Source organism: Nocardia sp. NPDC005366 (assembly GCF_040606855.1).
In the GTDB taxonomy this organism is placed as follows: Bacteria; Actinomycetota; Actinomycetes; order Mycobacteriales; family Mycobacteriaceae; genus Nocardia.
On the sequence record NZ_JBEXFQ010000041.1, the window covers coordinates 1 to 14799 of the forward strand.

Annotated in this window: 9 protein-coding genes; 3 read left to right on the forward strand and 6 right to left on the reverse strand. The window is 68.9% G+C overall.

The window, feature by feature from the left end; translation table 11 throughout:
* Positions 1 to 69: 69 nt before the first annotated feature.
* Positions 70 to 555 carry a glutathione peroxidase gene (locus ABZS43_RS31820; RefSeq protein ID WP_355039690.1) on the reverse strand — a complete coding sequence of 162 codons (486 nt, stop codon included), beginning with the start codon at positions 553 to 555 and terminating at the stop codon, positions 70 to 72.
* Positions 556 to 716: 161 nt separating this feature from the next.
* Here ABZS43_RS31820 and ABZS43_RS31825 point away from each other — a divergent pair, with 161 nt between their 5' ends.
* From ABZS43_RS31825 to ABZS43_RS31835, 3 genes are all read left to right on the forward strand, one after another.
* Positions 717 to 1493 carry an ABC transporter ATP-binding protein gene (locus tag ABZS43_RS31825; protein WP_355039691.1) on the forward strand — a complete coding sequence of 259 codons (777 nt, stop codon included), beginning with the start codon at positions 717 to 719 and terminating at the stop codon, positions 1491 to 1493.
* Complete coding sequence (locus ABZS43_RS31830) at positions 1493 to 4084, forward strand: FtsX-like permease family protein (protein ID WP_355039692.1); 2592 nt, start codon at positions 1493 to 1495, stop codon at positions 4082 to 4084. The genes ABZS43_RS31825 and ABZS43_RS31830 overlap by 1 nt, the downstream gene beginning before the upstream one ends.
* Before the next feature lie 292 nt (positions 4085 to 4376).
* Positions 4377 to 5201, forward strand: a complete 825-nt coding sequence (locus ABZS43_RS31835; protein WP_355039693.1) for a phosphatase PAP2 family protein — start codon at positions 4377 to 4379, stop codon at positions 5199 to 5201.
* Here ABZS43_RS31835 and ABZS43_RS31840 read toward each other — a convergent pair.
* The 5 genes from ABZS43_RS31840 to ABZS43_RS31860 all read right to left on the reverse strand — a co-directional run bounded on the left by ABZS43_RS31840 (position 5189) and on the right by ABZS43_RS31860 (position 14559).
* A complete protein-coding gene (locus ABZS43_RS31840) occupies positions 5189 to 7258 on the reverse strand; it encodes an ADP-ribosylglycohydrolase family protein (protein WP_355039694.1) in 2070 nt (689 codons plus the stop codon). The two genes, ABZS43_RS31835 and ABZS43_RS31840, sit on opposite strands and share 13 nt — an antisense overlap.
* 79 nt (positions 7259 to 7337) lie before the next feature.
* On the reverse strand, positions 7338 to 8489 hold the full coding sequence (locus tag ABZS43_RS31845) for a VWA domain-containing protein (protein WP_355039695.1): 1152 nt from the start codon (positions 8487 to 8489) through the stop codon (positions 7338 to 7340).
* A complete protein-coding gene (locus ABZS43_RS31850; RefSeq protein ID WP_355039696.1) occupies positions 8486 to 10729 on the reverse strand; it encodes a DUF5682 family protein in 2244 nt (747 codons plus the stop codon). The genes ABZS43_RS31845 and ABZS43_RS31850 overlap by 4 nt, the downstream gene beginning before the upstream one ends.
* A 72-nt stretch (positions 10730 to 10801) precedes the next feature.
* Complete coding sequence (locus ABZS43_RS31855) at positions 10802 to 11902, reverse strand: AAA family ATPase (RefSeq protein ID WP_355039697.1); 1101 nt, start codon at positions 11900 to 11902, stop codon at positions 10802 to 10804.
* Positions 11899 to 14559 carry a DUF5691 domain-containing protein gene (locus ABZS43_RS31860; protein ID WP_355039698.1) on the reverse strand — a complete coding sequence of 887 codons (2661 nt, stop codon included), beginning with the start codon at positions 14557 to 14559 and terminating at the stop codon, positions 11899 to 11901. The genes ABZS43_RS31855 and ABZS43_RS31860 overlap by 4 nt, the downstream gene beginning before the upstream one ends.
* Positions 14560 to 14799: the final 240 nt, after the last annotated feature.

Genomic DNA, 14799 nt, shown 5'->3' on the forward strand with positions numbered 1-14799 from the left:
CGCTCACCTCCCCGTACGGGCCAATCGCCCCCCCGGACGGGACCCCGTCCGGTCGGCCGATCGCTGTCGCTACAGAAGGTTTTCGATGGCGGAACGCAGCTCCGGCGCCTCGGGGGCGGTGCGCGGACGGAAACGTCCCGTCACCGTGCCGGAGCGGTCGATCAGGAACTTCTCGAAGTTCCACTGGATATCGCCCGCCGCGCCATCGGAGTCGGGGCTTTGTACCAATTCTTGGTACAGCGGGTGGCGCTGGTCGCCGTTGACGTCGGTCTTCTCCAGGAGTGGGAAGTCGACGCCGTAGGTGGTCGAACAGAACTCCTGGATCTCCTCGGCGCTGCCCGGCTCCTGGCCCATGAACTGGTTACACGGCACACCGACCACGCTGAAGCCCTTGGGGCCATAGGTCTGCTGCAACTCGACCAGCCCCGAATACTGGGGTGTCAGACCGCATTTCGAGGCCACATTGACCAGCAGCACCACCTTGTCGCCGACCAGCTCGGCCAGGGTGGCCTGCTCGCCGGACAGGGTGCGCAGCGGAATACTTCGAATGCTCACTCGTCTCTACCTGCCAATTCCGGATCCTCGTGATCCGAGAATCAACGTACCGGATACCGGTAACGCGCGACTCCCGCCGAGCGGGCGCTCGGGGTCCGGGACCACGGTATTCGGGGCAAACCCCGATGGCGTTGGGCCGCGTTGCCAGACAGACTGGTGGCATGACTTCGCAAGCTGTGGGTACAGACACCGCCGATCCACCGGTCGCGGCCGATGTCGCGGCCACCGCCATTGAGGTAACCAAGATCTACGGAACAGGAGATACGCAGGTCACAGCCTTGGATCGAGTGTCGACGGAGTTCGCGAAGGGGGAGTTCACCGCGATCATGGGTCCGTCCGGCTCGGGTAAGTCGACCCTGATGCACTGCCTGGCCGGGCTGGACAGCGCGACATCGGGCACGGTGCGCATCGGCGACACCGAGTTGACGCACCTGTCCGATAAGCAGATGACGCGGCTACGGCGCGACCGCATCGGATTCGTCTTCCAAGCCTTCAATCTCGTCCCGACCCTGACCGCGCTGGAGAACATCACGCTGCCGCTCGATATCGCGGGCCGTAAGGCCGATCCGCAGTGGCTCGACACGGTGCTCGAGCGACTCGGCCTGACCGATCGCCTCGGCCACCGTCCCAGCGAACTGTCCGGCGGCCAGCAGCAGCGCGTGGCGTGTGCGCGCGCACTGGCAGGCAAGCCAGAGATCATCTTCGGCGACGAGCCGACCGGCAATCTGGACTCCCGCGCGTCCGAAGAGGTGCTCTCCATCCTGCGCGCGGCGGTGGACGACTTCGGCCAGACGGTCGTGATCGTCACCCACGAACCGCACGCGGCCTCCTTCGCGGACCGGGTCGTCTTCCTCGCCGACGGCCGCATTGTCTCCGAATTGCGTGATCCCACCGCGGAATCGGTGCTGGACCGGATGAAATCGCTGGAGCAGTTCTGATGGCGGTATCGCCGGGACAGTCGCGCACGGGCGTGGCACGCGGCGGCAATCCGATGCGCAAGGTGGCCCTGCGCAACCTCGCCGCGCACAAGGTCCGACTCGCCCTCACCCTGCTGTCGGTGGTGCTCGGCACCGCATTCATCGCGGGTTCCTTCGTTTTCACCGATACCCTGCAGCGCACCTTCGACGGAATTTTCGAGAACCAGGCCAAGGGTGTCGACGTCCGGGTGAGCCCGGAGAACCAGCAATCCTTCGGCGTTCCGCTCGCCGTGGTCGACCAACTCGGCCGGACCGAGGGTGTGCGCGCCGTCGCGCCCAGCGTGAACGGTCCGCTCATCCTGCTGAACGAGGAGAACAAGCCGGTGCAGACCGGTGGCGCCCCGAGTGCGGGCGAGTCCTACGTTCCGCCCGAGCAGGCGGTCGCCGAACCGCAGAAGTTCGTCGCGGGCGCACCGCCGAGCGCGGCGGGACAGGTCGCGATCAACACCGGCGGCGCGGAGCGCGCGGGTCTGAAGGTGGGCGACAAGGCCAAGGTGTTGATTCCCTCTCGCAGCACCCAGCAGAACCCGACCATCGAGGTGACCATCTCGGGTATCTACACCGTCCCCTCCGATACCGGCGGATTCATCGGCCTGCTCTTCGACGACACCCAGGCCCGTCAGCTCTTCACCGACGGTTACCACGTGGCCTATGTCGATATCGCCGCCGCGTCCGGCGTTCCCGGCGACGATCTGCGCGACCGGATCGCCAAGGAATTGCCCGGTTTCAAGGTGCAGAACGGCGAGCAGGTCAGGGCGGACCTGAAATCCCAGGTGTCGGAGGCGCTGAACTTCATCAACTACTTCCTGCTCGCCTTCGGCGCGATCGCGTTGATCGTCGGCACCTTCATTATCTACAACACCTTCTCGATGATCGTGGCCCAGCGGTTGCGCGAACTCGCCCTGTTGCGGGCGGTCGGCGCGAGTAGAAGACAGGTCGGCAATACAGTGGTCTCCGAGGCGCTGGTGATCGGATTCATCGGCAGCGCCATCGGTCTGGCGGCGGGCGTCGGGCTCGCCTTCGGACTCTCGGCCCTGCTGAACGCCTTCGATCTCGGACTGCCGACCGGTTCGATGTCGGTGCTGCCGCGCACCATCATCGTCGGTCTGCTGGTCGGTCTGCTGGTGACGGTGGTCAGCGCTTACGCGCCCGCACGCCGGGCCGCGAAGATTCCGCCGGTCGAGGCCATGCGCCTGGAATTCGCCTCAGCGGGCGATTCGCTGCGGGTGCGCACGGTATCGGGTGCGGCGCTGGCGGTCCTCGGCATTGTGCTGGTCGTGCTCGGCGCGCAGTCCACCGGCGGCAATGCCGCCGCGACGGTGGGAGTCGGTGCGCTCGCCCTGATCCTCGCGGTGCTGCTGGTATCCCCGGCGCTGTCGCGGCCGGTGGTCGGGATGCTCGGGGTGCTGGTGCGCCCGTTCGGAGCGGTCGGCCGGATGGCTCGCAATAACGCCGTGCGCAATCCGCGTCGCACCGCCGCGACGGCCTTCGCGCTGACCCTCGGCCTGATGCTGGTCTCGGCGATCGGGATGCTCGGCGCCTCGGCCAAGGCGAGCGTCGGGGTGCTGGTCGACAAGGGGGTCTCCGCCGATTACGTGCTCGCGGGCCCGCAGCAATCCCAGTTGCTCGGACTTCCGCTCGGGGTGCCGGACGCGGTGAAACAAGCAGTGCCGGAAGTGGCCGAGGCGATCGGAGTGCGGGGCGCCGCCGTCAAGATCGGCGACGAACAGGTGGCCGGCGTCTCGCCGGACGGACCGCTGAACGATGTGCTGAACTACGAGATCCTCAGCGGCACGGGAACTCTCGGCGAACACGACATCTGGGTCGAGGACGACGAGGCGGCCGACAACAACTGGAAGGCCGGCCAGCAGGTCGAACTCACCACGCTCGACAAGAACCAGAAGGTGCCGGTGACGATCGCCGGTATCTACAAGAAAACGCCGCTGCTCGGCAAGATGGTGTTGTCGCCCACGGTATTCCAGCAGGTGACGCCGGTCGCCTTCCAGAACAATTTCTTCGTGCTGGTGAAGGCGAAGCCGGGCGCGGATCTGACCGCCATGCGCACCGATCTGGAGAAGGCCACCGATCAGTTCGCCGTGGTTCAGGTGCAGGACCGCGAGGAGTTCAAGGGCGCGCAGGGCAAGCAGATCAACACCCTGCTGGCGATCCTGTACGGCCTGCTCGCGCTGGCGGTGGTGATCGCCATCCTCGGCATCATCAACACCCTCGCGCTGTCGGTGGTCGAGCGACGTCGTGAGATCGGGATGCTGCGCGCGGTCGGCACCACGCGGGCCCAGGTGCGGCGCACCATCTACCTGGAATCGATGTTGATCGCGGTCTTCGGAGCCATCGTCGGGGTGCTGCTCGGCGTCGGCCTCGGCATCGGCTTCCTGCGCACCCTGCGCGAGTTCGGCATCGACCAGATCTCCATCCCGTGGAATCAGTTGGTGGCGGTTCTCGTCGCGTCGGCGGTGGTCGGTGTGCTCGCCGCCGTGTGGCCGGGTGTCCGGGCGGCGAGAACGCCGCCGCTGGCGGCCATCGCGGACCTGTAGGCCCCGCACGATTCACGCCCGGTGGGCGGCGCGCTCCGCGTCGCCCACCGGGCTTCGTCATTTCCGGAGTCCTGCGACAGCTCACGCCTCGTGAGTCGTGAATGCCTGCGCCACCGGCATTTCGACTCACTATCAGGGCACGCGTCATCGCCACCGGAGCTCGGGGCGTCGCTGGTGTCTCCTCGGTCACAGTGTGCGGAATGCGTCCATCCGGTATTGCTAGGTTAAACGGAGGATGTCACTCCGGTTAAGGGGGGTTGGCTCCTGATGCGACGGGAAGGAGTCCGCGGCAATGGTGGCGGTGGGTCTCGGTGGTCCTGTGGGCCTGCGGTTCGCGCCGGATGGCTTCGCCGAACGGATGCGGGTGGCATTTCGTGAACGCGGCGGCGAAGCTGTTCGGCAGCTGCTCCTGATCACGGTGTTATACCTCGGCTATCGCACCGGGCGCATGATCACCGCCGATGACAGCGTGCACGCACTCGACAACGCCCACGACATTGTCGGCGTCGAGCATCGACTCGGGCTGTCGGGGGAAACCGCGGTGCAGGCGATGTTCATCGACCACGATTGGCTGGCCGTACCGGCGAATTTCTATTACGCCACCGCGCATTTCACGGTCGCCGTTGGTGTGCTGCTGTGGCTGTGGGTATTTCGTCCCGAGCACTATCGGTGGACGCGAAACCTCATGGTGGTGCTGACCGGAGCCGCACTCGTGGTGCACGTCCTGATACCGCTCGCGCCGCCGCGCATGCTGCCCGAATACGGTTTCATCGATCTCGCCGCCGTCCACGGCCAATCCGTCTACGGGCCGGTGGAATCGGGTGGAATGTCGAATCAATTCGCGGCCATGCCCTCCCTGCACGTCGGCTGGGCGCTGCTGCTGGCCTTCGCGATGGTGGCCGCGACGCGGGGCAGGTGGCGCTGGTTGCTGCTGGCGCATCCGGTGCTCACCCTGCTCGTGGTGGTCGGCACGGGTAATCACTACTGGTTGGACGCCATCGTCGCGATCACCCTGCTCGGCCTCGCCGCGCTGCTGCATCCGGTGGTGGTCCCCCCGTCCGCGACCGCGTGGGGGCGGATGGGCGCGGTCGGCCGGGCCGCGATTCAGTCGAAGTAGCGGGCGTGCCACTCCGTGGCGGGTTCGCCATGACCGTCGCGCGGGGGATTCGGGCCGAATTCGGCGCAGTAGTCACCCGCGAGCCGATCGATGACGGCGGAGGCGTCGAGTGCGGATCGCCACGTCGCGGGAACGGCCGAGACGCCGTAACGAGCGCCGAGAATATTTCCGCAGACGGCGGCCGTGGCATCGCTGTCGCCGGAATGGTTGACCGCGAGCAGAATTCCGGTGCGCACGATCTGCTCGGGGGAGCCCCCCGCCGCTTGCGCGGCCAGCGCCGCGTAGACGGCGATCGCCAACGCCTCGGGGCCGATCCAGCCACGGCCGAGCGATTCGACGTCGTCGGCCTCCGGCACGCGTCCCCCCGCCTCGCCTGCCAGTCGTACTGCGGCGGCGAGCGCGTCCTCGGTCTCCTCGTGCCGGTCGTAGCGGACGAGTTCGGCGCGGGCCAGCGCCACGGCGTCGTCGAGTTCCGTGCCACGGCACAGGGCGTACACGATGGCGGCGAGTACGCCCGCGGGCAGCCAGCCGCTGGGGTTTCCGTGTGTGAGCGCCGCGGCATCGCACCCCAATTCGAAGACATACTCGAGCGAACCGCCCGAGGTGTCGGCGGCGTATCCGAAGCCGCATGGTGCCGAACGCGCCAGCGCCGCAGACCCTTTGGAGTCGTTGATCGGCTGCTCGCGGCTGCCGAGCGGTCGGCTCGGCTGTCGTCGCTCCGCGGCCTGCTGCGCGGAGGTGACGGTGGCGCGACTGGTGCCGCGAAAACTCATCAGCTCCGGATGCCCGGTCAGCGAACTGTGCGGCGGGGTCGGCTGTTCGGTGATGGAGACACCCTGACCCCGCGCCCACACCATGAACCCCATCTGCATGAATCCGAGTGTCGCGCCGCCGGTGCCGCGGGCCCTCGCCCGGATCGAGCCCTTGATCAGCGCCTCCACCGTGAACAGCGTGAGCTGGGTCTCGTCGGAGATCTCGATGGCCGCCGATTCCCCCGTCACCCCGCGCCTGCCGTGGCGCTGGCGGATGTGATGCAGCATCATATTCTCCACCGGAGCGCCGAGCGCGTCGCCGACCGCGCCGCCGAACAGGCAGCCCCGCACCGTCTCCTCGCGACTCGGCCTGCTGTGCGGCGCGCGCACCGTCGGATCGGGCACGCGTCGGACGGTATGGCGCGGTGACGGATCGGGCCGTGGCGTGGCGAGAACCGTCACGGGGGTGCGCAGCGCTCGCACTGCCGCGGCGGCGAATTCGGCGCAATCCGCGAAACGATCCGCTGGATCCTTGGCCATCGCCGTGGCGAGTACGCCGTCCAATTCGGCGGGCAGGTCGGGACGTGTCGCACGCGGTGACGGCGGCGGGGCCTGGACGTGGCCGAACATGATGGCCGCGATATGGGGGGAGTCGAAGGGGCCGGTGCCGGTGAGTAGTCGAAACAGTGTGCAGGCCAGTGAATATTGATCCGATCGATGATCGAGAAAGCCCTGGGTGAGTTGTTCCGGCGAGGCGTAGGCCAGTGTCGCGGTGAGCGTTCCGGTGCGGGTGAGCCCGCGCGAACCGTCGAGTAGTTTCGCGATGCCGAAATCGGTCAGCAGCGCCCGTTCCTCGAAGCCGGTGGCCGCGTCCGCCGATCGCGACAGCAGGATGTTGGCGGGTTTCACATCCCGGTGCAGCACTCCGGATTTGTGCGCGTAGTCGAGCGCGCCCGCGATCTGGACGATGATCTGCACCGCCCGGTTCGCGGACATGGCTTGGGCGGGAACCGAAGCGGCGTCGACACCGTCCACGTACTGCATGGAGATCCACAGCCGGTCGTTCTCGACGCCGCGATCGAAGACGGTGACGATATTCGGATGGTCCAGTCGCGCCACGGTTTCGGCCTCGCGGCTGAAACGCGCGCGGGTACTCTCGTCGCCGAACATGTCCCGGTGCAACAGTTTCAACGCCGTCAGTTTCGGCAATCGTGGATGTCGTGCCGCGTAGACCGAGCCCATGCCGCCGCGCCCGAGTTCGCGTTCGATCACATACCCGGCGAATACCTCACCTCGGCGCAACATGCGTGCCCCCATCCCAGCAAAGACTCTGGCAGCCTATCGAATCCGTCGGACGGCGGGCGGGCACGGTGGTGGGTCGGCGCTATCCGATGTTGCGCTGCGCCCAGGAGCCGATGTCGCCCCGGTCGAGGGCCGTCGCCAGCAGATCGGGGAATTTGTCGGGGGTGCAGGCGAACACGGGAATATCCAGACCGGCCAGGGCCGCGGCGTTCTCGTGATCGTAGGCGGGCGCGCCATCGTCGGACAGCGCGAGCAGCACCACCACCTGAACGCCGGCCTCCCGCATCGCGTGGACGCGGCGCAGCATCTCGTGGCGGATACCGCCCTCGTAGAGGTCGGAGATGAGGACGAACAGGGTGTCGGCAGGGCGGGTTATGAGGGATTGACAGTAGGCGATGGCGCGGTTGATATCGGTGCCGCCGCCGAGCTGGGTGCCGAAGAGCACATCGACCGGATCGGCGAGCTGATCGGTGAGATCGACGACCTCGGTATCGAAGACGACCAGCCAGGTTTCGAGGGTGCGCATGGAGGCGAGCACCGCACCGAAAACCGAGGCGTAGACGACACTGGCCGCCATCGAACCGGATTGGTCGATGGCGAGCACCACATCCCGGCGCACGGCCTGGGCCTTGCGCCCGTAACCGACCAGACGTTGCGGAACCACCGTGCGATGCTCCGGCAGATAGTGCGCGAGGTTCTTGCGGATGGTGCGGTCCCAGTCGATATCGCGCGGGCGCGGCCTGGCGATGCGGGCGGCGCGATTGAGCGCGCCCGAGACGGCGGCCCTTGTCTGCGTGGCGATGCGCTGCTCGATCTCGCGTACCACCCGTTCGACCACCGTGCGGGCGGTCGCCTTGGTGGTCTCCGGCATCACCTTGTTGAGGCTGAGCAGGGTGCCTACCAGGTGCACGTCGGGTTCCACCGCCTCGAGCAGTTCCGGTTCCAGCAGCAACTGCGTCAGATTCAGCCGTTCGACCGCGTCGCGCTGCATCACCTCGACCACCGTCGACGGAAAGTAGGCGCGGATATCGCCGAGCCAGCGCGCGACCCTGGGCGCGGAACCACCCAGACCGGCCGAGCGCTTCCCGGTCGTGGCGTCGTCACCGGAGTCGTACAGACCGCCCATGGCGCGATCCATGGCCGCGTCCTCGGCCGAGCCCAGCCCGCCGAGTTCCGGTTCGGCCGCGCCTCCGAGTACCAAACGCCAACGCCTTGACTGTGTTTCATCGGTCACGAGCTGACCCCCAGAATATCGGCGACGGTGCGCATGGCGAGCAGGCCGCGCGCCGCGTCGACGGCGGGCGCGGTGGCGGCGGTCCCCGGTCCGGAGTCGCGCACGGCTTTGCCGATGGCGCGGCGTTCCCCGGATTCGAACGCGCCGAAGGTGCGGCGCAACAGCGGAAGCGTTTCGACGAACTGGTCCTCGGCCAGACTTGCCAGCCACCCGTCGATGAGGTGCAACAGTTCCCGATCGTGCACGAGCAGCAGCCCGCGACCGCCGAGGAAACCGTCGATCCAGGCGGCCTTGGCCGCGGCAGTATTGCCGATCGACAGTGCCGCGGACAGACGTCTAGCGGCCTGTTCCTCGTCGATGACACCGGCATCGCTCATCAACCGGACCGCGCGCCCGACGAGCGCGCCGTGCACGTCGGCGCGCTCGGCCAATCGGCCGAGCGCGGCCAGCCATTGCGCGGTGGCCCAGGCGTCGTCGCGGGTGTGGACGGCGGTATGCGCCGCGTCGAGCAGACCGCGCAACTGTTCGGCCGCGTCGGTGTCGAGACCGGTGACCGCGCCGGGCAATCCGGCGCAGACACGCACGAGCAACCCGTCGGCGACGTGGCCGAGCGCCTTGGTGTCGGTGCCGCGCACATCGCCGTAGCGCAAGGTCTTGGTCAGCCCTGGCAGCGCCGCCAGCAGGTGCGTGACGTCGTGGTCGAGTGCGGCGACCGATTCCAGGCGGGCGATGAGTCCGGCGGTGGCGTCACCGAGATCGGCGAGCAGGGCGAGATCGAGCGCGTCGGTGAGATCGGCCAGGCCGATCTCCTGGCGTCGCGCGGTGTCGAGGATCTTCGTCTCCGCGGCGATGCGCAGCGTGGAACCCCAGCGCGAGGCCTCGATGACCGCGACGGCGAATTCGGGCCGCCATTTCAGTCGCCAGCTCTCCCGGAAGGTGCCCGTATTCCGCACTTCGCCGGTGATCGGTGTGCCCCAGTCGATGCCGAGCAGACGCAGCCGGTGCAGCAGCCGGGACCGTTCGAGTTCCCTGTCCTTGCGCAGATCCAGGTCGAGCGTCTTCGACGTCGGCTCCTGTTTCATGCGCAGGGTTCGTATCCTGGCCCGCAGGTCGGCGTCGAGCGGCACCGTCGGCACCCCCTCGGGTACCGCGCCGAGCGCCTCGCCCACCACCAACTCGGCGACGACGACCCGCACCATCGTCTCGTCGCCCCCGCACAGCACCGACCTGACGGCCTCGGTCACCTCGGATAGTCCGGCCAGCGGGCGGGTACGCAGCGTGGCAAGGGTTTCGGCGAGGCGCACGGCCTCGATGACGTGCGCGCTGGAGACCGGCAGATCGTTGGCCCGCAATACCGCGGCCACTTTGGTCAGCCAGCGTGCGATCGGCTGCTCGGTTTCGGTGAACAGGTGGTGATACCAGCCGGGCGAGGTGATACCCGCGCCGTAGCCGGATGCCGCCGACAATCGCGAATGCGTCCACGGCACCCAGGTCACGGTGGCCTTGACCTTCGGCATCCCCTTGAGCAGCCGCAGGTCAGGTGCGGCGGGACCGAGCGGTCCCGCCAGCGCGGGCGCGTGCCAGGCCCCGCACACGACGGCAAGACGTCGGGCCCCCGCCTTGAGCGCCTTGCGCATGGTCTGGCGCATGAAGGCCTCGCGGCGCAACGTGTGCGCGTCGACCACGGCCGATACCGGCGATACCGCCGCGGCGGCGGGTTCCTCGGTTTCCCGCGATTCGCGCAGTGCGCCCATGGCTTCGGTGATGGCGTCGAAAGCGGTGGCGTCGGGGCTGGATTCGACCACCGCGTCCCACCAGCGTTCGGCGTCGTCATAGCCTGCGGCGGCTGCCAATTCGGCCAGCGGGTCACCGGATTCGCCGCCCTCCTCGGCGGCGGCGAGCACGGCGGCGGCGGGCAGATCGCAGAAGCGTACGGGCACATCGAATTCGGCGGCGTAGCGCATGGCCTGCCACTCGGGGGAGAACGCGGCATAGGGCCAGAAGGCCGCGCGGGCCGGAGTGTCGGGAACGTAGGCGAGCAGCGCGACCGGCGGTCGCATCCCGTCCGCGTCGACGAATCCGACCAGGGGATCCGCGTCGGCCGGGCCCTCGATCAGGATCGTGTCGGGGGTGAACCTCTCCAGGGCCAGACGTAACGAGCGCGCCGAACCCGGTCCGTGATGCCTGATGCCGAAAACCCTGGTCACGGCCTCGGGAGTCGAGTTGCCAGCAGTACTCACAGGCTCACCCGGTTCCGAGTCGTCGACCCGCGCGACGCGAGTGCGCGACGGATTCGCGTCTACCCGCCCTGCTCACCCCGTCACCTCGCGGCACGCCCGGTAGAAATCCGACCACTCGGGGCGCTCGCGCACGACGGCCTCGAGATATTCGGTCCAGACGACGCGGTCGGCGACCGGATCCTTGATGACCGATCCGAGCACAGCACCCGCGATATCGTGCGGACGCAGGGTGCCGTCGCCGAAATGCGCGGACAGCGCGATGCCGCTGGTGATCACCGAGATCGCCTCGGCGGTGGACAGCGTGCCCGACGGGGATTTGAGTTTGGTACGACCGTCGGCGGTGAGGCCGGAGCGCAGTTCACGGAAGACCCGCACCACCCGCCGCACCTCATCGGCCGCGGCGGGGACCGAGGGCAATTCGAGTGCGGCACCGAGTTGTTCGACGCGGCGCACCACGATCGCGACCTCGTCGTCCTCGTTACCGGGCAGCGGCAGCACCACGGTATTGAACCGGCGGCGCAGTGCGGAGGACAGCTCGTTCACGCCGCGATCGCGATCGTTGGCCGTGGCGATGACGTTGAAACCCTTCGCGGCCTGCACTTCCGTACCCAGTTCCGGTATCGGCAGGGTTTTCTCCGACAGCACCGTGATGAGCGCGTCCTGCACGTCCGAGGGAATGCGGGTGAGTTCTTCGATACGGGCGATCGCGCCGGTCCGCATCGCGGTCATCACCGGCGACGGGACCAACGCGCCGTCGCTCGGCCCCTCGGCCAGCAGCCGCGCGTAATTCCAGCCGTAGCGGATCGATTCCTCCGCCGTGCCGGAGGTGCCCTGCACCAGCAGAGTCGACGCGCCGCTGATCGCGGCCGAAAGGTGTTCGGACACCCAGGTCTTGGCGGTCCCCGGGACGCCGAGCAGCAGGAGTGCGCGGTCGGTGGCCAGTGTCGCGACGGCCACCTCGACGAGTCGGCGCGGTCCGACATATTTCGGGGTGATCACCGTGCCGTCGTCCAGCGTGCCGCCGAGCAGATAGGTGACGACCGCCCACGGAGACAGCCGCCATGACGGCGGACGCGGCCGTTCGTCGGCCGAGGCCAGGGCGCGCAGTTCGTCGGCGTACGCCTGTTCGGCGTGTGGGCGCAGCAGGCCGGGGGCGGGGTCGGTGGTCGTCACTGCAACTCCTCGAGCATCATCGAGCGGTGGGTGAGGTCGTGGGCGAGCCGGTCGAAGGCCCGCTCCCAGGCGGGATCGTCGCAGCGGCGCGCCACCGCGCCGATCGCGGGCGCGGCCGTGACCGGTAGGTGAACGGCGGCGGTGGTGAGCAGCGAGCGATGCGCGGCCGGGCCCGCGCCGTGCGTGCCCGCGTGCTGCGCCGCGATGCGGGCGCGGTCGGCCAGCAGCAGGATCACATGGCGGGCGACGGCATCCGGCCACGGATGACCCATGGCGGGCAGCAGCGCCTCGATTTCGGACAGCCACGACCCGTCGAGCCGCAGCAGATGGCGCGTCCTGTCCTCGATGGGCAGCAGGGCGAACAGTTCCCGCCGTCGCAGCAGCGCGGCGTCGGAGGGCACCCCCGCCTCGAACAACGCCCGCGCCCATCGCGCATCACCCTGCGCCAGCGCGGCATCCACCCAGCCGTCGAACAGCGGCTGCCGGAACCGGTCGTCGACGCCGATCCTGGTCAGCTGTTCGGGGTCGAGTTCCGGCGCGTCCGGCTGCGCCGCCGCGATCCCGCGCTGCCAATAGCGCAGCGGTGTCGCGGCGACGAGTTGACGCAGGCGTCCGGCCACCACATCGGGAGCTCCGCTCCAGCGGTAGGCGAATTCGACGCCTCGGTCGAGGACGCCGTCGCGCTTGGCTGCGGCATCGAGGGGATCGGGGAGTTCGATCACCAGGTGCGTGCGGAGCTCACCCGCGCCGGTGGACAGCCGGACGGGCCGGATCCATGCCGCCACCCTGGCGGTCATGCGCCGGGCGAACGCGGAATCCTGGAGTAGCGCGAGCAGCCCGGCGGCGGTGCGGCGCACATCGGCGCGGCGGTCGTCCAGCGCCGATTCCAGCAGGGATTCGTCGGCCGCCGAGATCGCGTGTTCGAGCGTCGCCAGCAATTCGGCCCGCAACGGCCCCGATTCCTTGGGCCACACCTCGATCAGCGCCTCGCGCGCCGCCGCCGGGTCGTGGGCGCGCAACCGCGCCAGCCAATTCCTGCGGGCCTGTGGACCGCCGTAGCGCCACGTATCCTCCTCGCGTTCGACGTCGGCGCTCTCGGGCCAGGCGAGTGTGCGCCACTGTGGGTGTCGTGCCCCGAGCCACTTCCCGCGACTGCCCGCCAATCGCAGCAGCGGCGTTCGCCACGGCGAGCTCGCCGCGGCCTGTTCGAGCAGCAGCGCGCACAACGCGTCCGGCGCGCGAAAATCGTGCGGTTCCGCCGCATCGAACCATTCCGGCAGGAAGTCCGATTTGTCGCGCAGCATGTCCGCGAGGCGCCGCGCCGCGGCATCGGGCAGCCGCCGCCTGGAGTCCTCGGGCGCGGGCTCGGGCGCGTCCCCGGCCCCGGCCGTCGCCCCGCCCCGTACGAACGCATCACGCAGTGCCGCCGATTCGAGCAGCAGCAGCGCCGGATCGGTCCGCAGTCTCGCGGCTGCCGAGGCCACCGGCGGCGCGAGCCGGGCCGGATCGGGAGCGCGCCGCGCGGTGCCGAGCAGGGCGACCGAAGTCAGGTCCGCGCCGCTACCCGCCGCTGCGGCAACGGAATTCGCCGCGCGGATCGCCGTGCGTTCGCCGCTGACGTCGAGAACCTCGCCCGCGACGAACGCCGACACCGGGATCAGGCCCTCGACTGTCCACTCTGCGGTGAGCGTCACGGGATGGCCGCCTGAAATGCCGAGTAACCGCCACGGTTGTTCGGACGCCGCGACGGGTAGTGTTCCGCCCTCGGTATCGACCACCCGCCAACCGTTTTCGTCCACCACCGGGATCACGTCGGGCAGCAGCACCGGCCAGGAACGCAACCAGGGATCGGCCCCGAGCGCCCGCGCGTGCGCGTCCATGGCCAGCGAAACCGCTCCGGCTCGCTCGGTGGTCGCTGCCGCGTGGCCGTCGTCGGGAGCCGTCGCCGCCGGGCGGGGCACGGTGGTGAACGGCTCGTCGGGGCCGTGGCGTTCGCCCCAGAGTGCGCGCAGCGGGGCGGCGGCGGGGTAGTAGTGCAGCGACGCGTCGGCCATCAGGCCCGGTGCCGGAACGTCTTTCGTGAAACCGGGGGATCCGAAGGAGTGATCGACCAGCAATGCGACCCGGTGGGTATGCCTGCCGTAGAGCCAGGTGCGGCGGGTGTAGAGCCGCTCATCCTCGGTGACGCGACTGCCGAGGACCATCCATCGGTCGCGCAGCGGGGTTTCGGCGCGCACCGATTCGGCGGGCGTCGGATAGCCGATATGGGTGCGGATACTCGCGCCGAGCGCCTCGGGCAGTTCGTCGAGGCGACGGTGTCCGGCGATCAGCAGGTGCAGGCGGGCGTATTCGCGGAGCATGATCTGCGGCCAGTCGGCGCGGGTGGCGACGGTGGTCGGGAGTTGACGCAGTACGGCCGCCACCGCGGGGGCCTGGGCGTCCACCATGCGGGCCGCGATGGTCTCGAACGCGCGATAGGAGCGGTCGGCCTGGGCCAGGCCGGTGCGTACCTGGTCACCGAGCCAGATATCGAGTTCCTCCAGTCCGGCCGTGACCCGAACGCGCCGCTGCCGGGCGGTGGCGGGATTCGGTGTGCGGCCCGCACTCGCCACCGGCGCGGGGGCCTCGACCTGCGCTTCGGTCCACGGTGCTGTCATCGGGCGGCTTTCGGTCGGCGGTTGGTCACGGCATTACCCCCTCGGTGCTGTCGTCCGGATTTGTACCGCAGCCCACCGACAGCGCCGATACCGCCCGTATCCGTCCTGCGGAACCCGCTGCGCCCGCAGCGGATTCGATCGTGCCGAAGATCGAGTGCGGTATTGCGTTACCGACTCGATATCTGGCATCCTGTTCTGTTCGGCTCCGTCCGGGCCGCCCGAATCGGGTGACACACATCG

Coding starts and splice junctions, on each gene's coding strand:
- ABZS43_RS31825 (WP_355039691.1), top strand. CDS start 717: ATGACTTCGCAAGCTGTGGGTACAGACACCGCCGATCCACCGGTCGCG.
- ABZS43_RS31830 (WP_355039692.1), top strand. CDS start 1,493: ATGGCGGTATCGCCGGGACAGTCGCGCACGGGCGTGGCACGCGGCGGC.
- ABZS43_RS31835 (WP_355039693.1), top strand. CDS start 4,377: ATGGTGGCGGTGGGTCTCGGTGGTCCTGTGGGCCTGCGGTTCGCGCCG.
- ABZS43_RS31840 (WP_355039694.1), bottom strand. CDS start 7,258: ATGTTGCGCCGAGGTGAGGTATTCGCCGGGTATGTGATCGAACGCGAA.
- ABZS43_RS31860 (WP_355039698.1), bottom strand. CDS start 14,559: ATGACAGCACCGTGGACCGAAGCGCAGGTCGAGGCCCCCGCGCCGGTG.